Here is a 6,721-nt window from a genome sequence, read left to right as displayed (position 1 = left end):
GAAATAAATGGCAATTGATATGATCCTATTAACCTCGGGAAGAAATATGCCGCTTCCTCTGGTAGGTTTGCATACCATTGTAACATAAATTGATCGAACCAGAAATACGTCCAGAAAATACTGAATCCAAACATGTATTTCGCAAGATCATGTATATGACTGTCATTTACAAAAGGTAACACACCTTTACTTCTCAGATAAATCGTTACCAAAGCAATGGTTGTAATGGCAGAAACCAATACACTGGCAAATACATAGAACGAATATAATTGACTATACCAATGTGGATCTAAAGACATTAACCAGTCAAAAGACATGAATAATTCAATAATACCGAAAAGAACTATAAACGCCACTGACAAGTTGAAGTTCTTTTTATAAATAGTAATATCTCCAGATTTGTCCAATGCCAGTGAATTCTTTCTAAGCATGAATCTGAAAATATTATAGACAAACAAATAGATAAAACTACGGATCAACCAGCCCGGCGTATTTAACCACCAGCTCTTTCCAGCAATGATAGCGTCATAATGTTCACTGTTTGGATCAAAAGTACCTTCCGCCATCCATACATAAATATGATTCATATGAAGTCCTGAAAGCAACAAGAATAAAAATAATAAGATTGATCCCGGCAAAATATAGGCCGTAATACCCTCCATTACTCTAAACAATACGATTGACCAACCCGCTTGAGCAGCCCATTGAATCGCGTAAAAAACCAATACACAAACCGAAACCATCAAAAAGAAAAAAGCAGAAATAAAGAATGCTGCCCATGGTCGATTCTGTCCCTGATGTAATAGATGCTCTAAATGGCTCTGTGCCTCATCAGCACTATGACCTTCATCGTGCCCTGCGTCTGCATGAGAAGCCTCTTCCGCATGTGCCGTTGCTTCTCCGTGATGACCATCGTCATGTGCCATCGCCTGCTCTATATCCTCAGTGGTTTTAGGAGCACTAAAGAACCCGTAACCAATACCAAGCGCACCAATTATCATTAGCACAAGTGAAACCGTTTTTATCTTACCTGAAAATGTATACATTATCTTCTGTATTTATTTTTTACTTTATTTTTTACTTTAAAAGATCTGCTCTAAGATACTCTACGTATTGAACCACATTCCATCTTTCTTCTTCTGTCAACTGACCAGCATGAGAACCCATCAGGTTTCTACCATGCATAATCACGTGATAAATACTTCCTTCTGTAATATCTCTGTCTTTATAGTTAGGCACTCCCAAGAATTTTTCATTCTTCACTAAAGTTCCCATTCCATCACCTGTATCACCATGACAAGAAGAACAGTAAATTTTATAAGTAACCTTTCCTTTTTCAAGACTTACTTCAGTTGCAGCAGCAGGAGCCTTTAAAGAATCCTTTGCCATTTGATATCCTTCTTCAGAATCCGGATAGTCATACACTGTTGCTCCTCTTGCGATACTACCTTTGGCAGGCAATTGAGAGGTCACCCCATTTTTAAAAACAGGGTTTTCGGTATAGGTTTCATAAGGAACAGCTTCATACATATCTGTATCCCCCATAAATTGTACGCTTCGCTCTGTTGGTCTTTCATCACCACAGGCAACGAATAATACCATTACTAAACCAACAATCGTTATCTTGAATATATTCTTCATTCCTATTCTTTTAATGCTTATCAACAATTTTAGTTTCAATCGCTCCGGTCTTTGTCAAAAAAGCTTCTAATTCTTTTTCATCCCCGGTTACAGGAACTTCCATTAAAAACATATTATCTGTTGTACGAGGATCGGGGTTTGAAGCTTCCACAAAAGGACCAATCTTACTTCTCATATAAAACGTGAGTACCATCAAATGAGCGGCAAAGAACACGGTTAATTCGAACATGATCGGCACAAAGGCAGGCATGTTTTCAGCATAACTGAAACTAGGCTTACCTCCAATATTCTGTGGCCAGTCTTCGATCATCATATAATTCATCATCCAAACAGCAAAACACAAACCTGTAACACCGTACATAAAAGCTGTAATTGCAATTCTTGTATCTGCAAGACCCATTGCCTTTTCCAGTCCATGCACTGGAAACGGTGTGTATACCTCATCAATGTGATGATCGGCTTCACGAACCTCCTTAACGGCCTTTAAAAGTACATCGTCGTCGTCGTAAATGGCATGTATAACTTTATCACTCATCTTGTTTAGTTTATCAATTTTATCAATTGTGATTTTTACTTAGTGTCTCTAGCTCTTTTATAATTGTCTCCTGAAGATTTCAAGATCGATTTTACCTCTGCCTGAGCAACTGCAGGGAATGTTCGTGCATATAACAGGAACAATACAAAGAAAAATCCTATAGTTCCTATGAAAATTCCTATATCGACAAAAGTAGGTTCAAATTGTGTCCAGGTAGAAGGCAAGTGACCTCTACTTAAATTGATCACAATAATATCGAATCTTTCAAACCACATTCCAATATTGATGATAAGGGCCATTATAAAAGAAACTGTATAATTGGTTCTTAGTTTTTTAAACCAAAGTAATTGAGGGAATACTCCATTACAAAGAATCAGTGCCCAAAAGGCCCACCAATATGGTCCTGTTGCAGCTCCGATTGAAAGGTATGTGAAGTCTTCGTAAGAACTTCCTGAGTACCAACCTACAAAGAACTCGGATAAATAAGCAACCATTACAATACCACCGGTCACCAATATCACCTTGTTCATATTCTCGATATGACCTCTTGTGATATAGGCCTCCAAATTGGATACCTTTCTCATGACAATCAATAAGGTTTGTACCATAGCAAATCCTGAGAATACCGCACCAGCAACAAAGTAAGGAGGATACACCGTTGAGTGCCATCCTGGAATTACCGAAGTAGCAAAGTCAAAGGATACAATGGTGTGTACTGAAAGTACCAATGGTGTTGCCAAACCGGCTAATACAAGAGATACTTCTTCAAAACGCTGCCAGTCTTTCGCTCTACCTGTCCAGCCAAAACTTAGCAAGCTGTATATTTTCTTTTGAAATGGTTTTGTTGCTCTGTCTCGAATCATCGCAAAATCAGGTAATAAACCTGTATACCAGAAAACCACTGATACTGTCAAATACGTTGAAATCGCAAAAACATCCCATAATAATGGTGAGTTAAAGTTGGTCCATAAATTTCCAAATTGATTCGGAATTGGCATTGTCCAATAACCATTCCAGATACGTCCCATATGAATCAATGGAAAAAGTCCTGCCTGGAATACGGCAAAAATTGTCATCGCTTCTGCGGAACGGTTAATTCCCATTCTCCATTTCTGGCGGAACAATAAAAGTACTGCAGAAATCAAGGTTCCGGCATGACCAATACCTACCCACCAAACAAAGTTGGTAATATCCCAGGCCCAGTTGATCTTGTTATTCAGACCCCAGACACCAATACCAGTTCCTATGGTATAAGCAATGGCTCCAATACCCCATAAAAAGGCAATCAGGGCCAAACTGAAAACAGCCCACCACCATTTGTTGGCTTTGCCTTCAATAGGTGCTGCGATGTCATTAGAAATGTCGTGATAACTCTTATCTCCTATGATTAATGGTTCTCTAATAGGTGCTTCGTAATGAGACATAGTATCTTATAATATTAATTTATTTCTCTTTTTATATTCTATTGCCAATGCAGCCTAAGCTTCAGTGGTGTTTTTAACCTTTAACTGATAGAAAACATTTGGTTTTGTTCCTACAAAATCCAGTAGTTTAAAACTTCTGTCATCTTCGCTCAAATGGGCTACTTCACTTTTTGTATCGTTTACATCACCAAATACCAATGCACCTGTTGGACAAGCACTCGAACATGCCGAAGCAAATTCTCCATCTGCTACCGGTCTGCCTTCTTTCTTCGCATTTAAGATCGTTAACTGAGTTTTTTGAATACAGAATGAACATTTTTCCATCACCCCTCTTGACCTAACAACTACATCCGGGTTCAATACCATTCTACCCAATTCATTGTTCATATTAAAGTCAAACTCATTGTTGTTGGCATACTTAAACCAGTTAAATCTTCTTACTCTGTAAGGACAGTTATTCGCACAATAACGTGTTCCGATACAACGGTTATAAGCCATTTGATTCTGACCCTGACGTCCATGAGAAGTTGCCGCTACAGGACAAACTGTTTCACAAGGTGCGTGATTACAGTGTTGACACATAACAGGTTGAAAAGAAACATCCGGTGCATCAGAAGGTTCACCCTGTGCCTTGAAGAAATCTCCAGACCCAAAACTTCCGTCTTCTTTCCCTTGTTCAACAGTCATATCACTTGAATAATACCTGTCAATTCTCAACCAGTGCATATCTCTACTAACTCTGATTTCATGCTTTCCAACAACTGGTACGTTATTTTCAGCACCACAGGCAACAACACAAGCTGCACAACCTGTACAGGTACCCAAGTCAATTGACAGATTGAATTTAGTTCCTAAACTATCATCAAATTTTTCCCAAAGGTCTACTTTTTCCTGAGTCACCTCCTGGTGATTCAATGAGAATACCGGTGCTTGATTCCATTCCTCTTTTGGCTTGGAAACAAAATCAGCCAAGGTAGTTTCTTTGGTGATTTCACCTTCTCTACCCATGATGGTGTGATGTAACTGAACACAAGCAAATTTATGCTCTCCTGCTACTTTCTCAATGCTTACACTTTGAAATACGCCTGAAGATAATGGATAGGCATTAATACCTACATTCATATCTTTCTTAAGATCTGTTCTACCATAACCTACAGCGATGGCTACAGAACCAACAGCCTGACCTGGTTGAATATAAACCGGTACATCAGACAAGCTTACGCCATCTGCTGTGATGTTTACTAAATCTCCATTCAAAGCACCGTTGTCAACTGTTCTGTTTGTCAATCCTAAACTTTCAGCATCAATTCTTGAAACCAATAAGTAGTTATCCCAAGAAGTTCTTGTAATCGGATCAGGTAATTCCTGTAACCAAGGATTGTTTGCCTGCTGACCGTCACCCAATCCAGTTTTAGCATATACCGAAAGTTCTAATGCTGCTCCAGCTACTTTTGAAAGAGCTGCACTTGCCGCTGATACATCAACCTCGTTTGCTGTTACAACGCTTTCAGCGCTCGTAGAAAAAGTTCCGGATTGAACTGTTTTATTCCAGGACATACCTCCTAAAATAGAAGATTCCCAGTTATTTTTTATATAGTCATACGTGTTGGCCTCACTTCCCATCCACTTCAACAGACTATCCTCTAATTGACGCGTCTTAAATAATGGTTGAATGGTAGGCTGTATTAAACTGTAACTTCCACGACTCATTTCAACATCACCCCATGATTCCAAGAAATGTGGCTTGGCCACTACATAACTGCTCAAGGCAGCTGTTTGATCTAACGAGCTTGTGAAATTTATAGTTAAAGCAACCTTGCTTAAAGCTTCCGCAAATGCATTTGCATTGGCCAAGGTATAGGCCGGGTTTGAATCAGCAATAATCACAGCACCAACAGATCCTGCATTCATATCCTTGATCAACTGATGCACTTTGGCTGAATTTCCTTGACGAACATTTCGGTAGTTCTCAATGTCCATCACCTTACTCTGAATAGCGGCATTGATTGCCAAGGCAAGCAATTGAGCGTTTTCATCCTGAATACCAGTGACTACAACTGCTTTACTACCTGCTTTCTTTATTTGAGCAACTGCGGCAGAAACGGCTGCATCTACAGGGCTTCCTGTTCCTGCAGACTTTCCATTCACTATAGCTTCGTATAATTTACTCATCACCTGAAGTTGTTCAGATGGTTTTACGATCACTCTTTTATCTGCATTCCCTCCAGTTAAGGTCATGTTTGACTCAAACTGAATATGTCTTGACATCTTACCATTCTTTGGCTTTCTTCCTTTCGCATAGGAAGCGCTAAAACTACCTCCTTGCCATTCTCCCAGAAAATCAGCTCCAACTGAAACAATCACATCAGCATGGTCAAAATTGTAATCAGCCAAGGCTCTTACTCCGTACATCTTTTCAAAAGCGTTCAACGCAGCATCTTCAGAAATCGCATCGTATACAACATGCTCAAAATTTCCAACGGATGCTCCAAACTCGCCAACCAGCTTATTCAATGAAGGACTGGCTTTGGTACCGGTTAAAAGAACCACTTTTAAACCTTTGGCTTTCGCGTCGTTCAAATGAGACATCACCTCTTTATCCAAGGTGGCATAATCAGTCTCTTCTCCTTTTGAAAGAGGACCTCTTAATCTATTATTATCATATAAAGACAATACCGAAGCCTGCACTCTTGCATTGGTAGCTCCGACTTTAGAATCCTGATTTGGTTCAATTTTAATTGGTCTTCCTTCTCTTACTTTCACCAGGATATTTGCAAAATCATAGCCATCTGCAATAGAAGTGGCGTAATAATCTGAAATACCAGGGATCAAATCATCTGGTTTCACTACATAAGGAATAGAATTTACCACAGGACCCTCGCAGGCTGCCAATGAAGCAACTGCTGTGGAAAAACCTACATATTTTAAAAAGTCCCTTCTAGAAGTGTCACTGGCCTCAAGAGTTTCTTTATCTCCTAAGAACTTGTCAGTTGGTAAATCTTCTAAAAACTCACTTTTTTGCAGCTTTTCAACAATAGAACTATTTTCGTTTAGTTCTTCAACACTTTTCCAGTATTTCTTGTTAGATGCCATATTTAATCTTTGTATTTATTTTTTTTAA

At 39.1% G+C, this 6,721-nt stretch carries 5 protein-coding genes; all 5 read right to left on the bottom strand.

Going from position 1 to position 6,721, the window contains the following annotated elements; translation table 11 throughout:
* A partial coding sequence (locus ACR2MV_RS14650; protein ID WP_434022836.1) for a quinol:cytochrome C oxidoreductase occupies positions 1-1,046 on the bottom strand: 1,046 nt, incomplete at its 3' end.
* Positions 1,047-1,077: 31 nt separating this feature from the next.
* Positions 1,078-1,641: a c-type cytochrome gene (locus ACR2MV_RS14645; RefSeq protein ID WP_434022835.1), complete on the bottom strand. Its 564-nt coding sequence runs from the start codon at positions 1,639-1,641 to the stop codon at positions 1,078-1,080.
* Positions 1,642-1,651: 10 nt separating this feature from the next.
* Positions 1,652-2,176, bottom strand: a complete 525-nt coding sequence (locus ACR2MV_RS14640) for a DUF3341 domain-containing protein (RefSeq protein ID WP_434022834.1) — start codon at positions 2,174-2,176, stop codon at positions 1,652-1,654.
* A 35-nt stretch (positions 2,177-2,211) separates the two neighbouring features.
* Positions 2,212-3,600, bottom strand: a complete 1,389-nt coding sequence (nrfD, locus tag ACR2MV_RS14635; protein ID WP_434022833.1) for an NrfD/PsrC family molybdoenzyme membrane anchor subunit — start codon at positions 3,598-3,600, stop codon at positions 2,212-2,214.
* Positions 3,601-3,654: 54 nt separating this feature from the next.
* A complete protein-coding gene (locus ACR2MV_RS14630; protein WP_434022831.1) occupies positions 3,655-6,693 on the bottom strand; it encodes a TAT-variant-translocated molybdopterin oxidoreductase in 3,039 nt (1,012 codons plus the stop codon).
* Positions 6,694-6,721: the final 28 nt, after the last annotated feature.

Source organism: Lutimonas sp., from assembly GCF_051011215.1.
Lineage (GTDB): Bacteria > Bacteroidota > Bacteroidia > Flavobacteriales > Flavobacteriaceae > Lutimonas.
The sequence above is the reverse complement of the archived record's forward strand: the minus strand, read 5'-3'. Positions and strand labels throughout refer to the sequence as shown.

Excerpts from the sequence above, each read along its gene's own strand:
- ACR2MV_RS14645 (WP_434022835.1), bottom strand. The coding sequence starts at position 1,641 with ATGAAGAATATATTCAAGATAACGATTGTTGGTTTAGTAATGGTATTA.
- ACR2MV_RS14640 (WP_434022834.1), bottom strand. The coding sequence starts at position 2,176 with ATGAGTGATAAAGTTATACATGCCATTTACGACGACGACGATGTACTT.
- nrfD (WP_434022833.1), bottom strand. The coding sequence starts at position 3,600 with ATGTCTCATTACGAAGCACCTATTAGAGAACCATTAATCATAGGAGAT.
- ACR2MV_RS14630 (WP_434022831.1), bottom strand. The coding sequence starts at position 6,693 with ATGGCATCTAACAAGAAATACTGGAAAAGTGTTGAAGAACTAAACGAA.